The organism is Agrobacterium sp. ST15.16.024 (assembly GCF_027956545.1).
In the GTDB taxonomy this organism is placed as follows: Bacteria; Pseudomonadota; Alphaproteobacteria; order Rhizobiales; family Rhizobiaceae; genus Agrobacterium; species Agrobacterium cucumeris.
In genome coordinates, this window is sequence record NZ_JAQKGO010000031.1 from 1 (window position 1) to 1,160 (window position 1,160).

Consider the following 1,160-nt stretch of genomic DNA (forward strand, 5'->3'; position numbering starts at 1 on the left):
ATGGCAAAGAGCAAGTTTGAGCGCAATAAGCCGCACGTCAACATTGGCACGATCGGTCACGTTGACCATGGCAAGACGTCGCTGACTGCCGCGATCACGAAGTTCTTCGGCGAATTCAAGGCGTATGACCAGATCGACGCCGCGCCTGAAGAAAAGGCCCGTGGTATCACGATTTCGACGGCACACGTTGAGTATGAGACGCCTGCCCGTCACTACGCGCACGTCGACTGCCCCGGCCACGCCGACTACGTGAAGAACATGATCACCGGTGCAGCGCAGATGGACGGCGCGATCCTGGTTTGCTCGGCTGCTGACGGCCCGATGCCGCAGACCCGCGAGCACATCCTGCTTGCCCGTCAGGTTGGCGTTCCGGCAATCGTCGTGTTCCTCAACAAGGTCGACCAGGTTGACGACGCCGAGCTTCTCGAGCTCGTCGAGCTTGAAGTTCGCGAACTTCTGTCGTCCTACGACTTCCCGGGCGACGATATCCCGATCGTCAAGGGTTCGGCACTTGCCGCTCTTGAAGATTCTGACAAGAAGATCGGTGAAGACGCGATCCGCGAGCTGATGGCTGCTGTTGACGCCTACATCCCGACGCCTGAGCGTCCGATCGACCAGCCGTTCCTGATGCCGATCGAAGACGTGTTCTCGATCTCTGGCCGTGGTACGGTTGTGACGGGTCGCGTTGAGCGCGGTATCGTCAAGGTTGGTGAAGAAGTCGAGATCGTCGGCATTCGTCCGACCTCGAAGACGACGGTTACCGGCGTTGAAATGTTCCGCAAGCTGCTCGATCAGGGCCAGGCTGGCGACAACATCGGTGCTCTGGTTCGCGGCGTTACCCGTGACGGCGTTGAGCGTGGTCAGATCCTGTGCAAGCCGGGTTCGGTCAAGCCGCACAAGAAGTTCATGGCAGAAGCCTACATCCTGACGAAGGAAGAAGGCGGCCGTCATACGCCGTTCTTCACGAACTACCGCCCGCAGTTCTACTTCCGCACGACGGACGTGACCGGCATCGTTTCTCTGCCGGAAGGCACGGAAATGGTTATGCCTGGCGACAACGTCACGGTTGAAGTCGAGCTGATCGTTCCGATCGCGATGGAAGAAAAGCTGCGCTTCGCTATCCGCGAAGGCGGCCGTACCGTCGGCGCCGGCATCGTGGC

Annotated in this window: 1 protein-coding gene; it reads left to right on the forward strand. The window is 59.7% G+C overall.

The genetic code is table 11. The annotated features are described in order from the left end of the window. Positions 1 to 1,160: elongation factor Tu (gene tuf / locus PL640_RS25480; protein WP_271363866.1), on the forward strand; the 1,160-nt coding region annotated here is incomplete at both ends.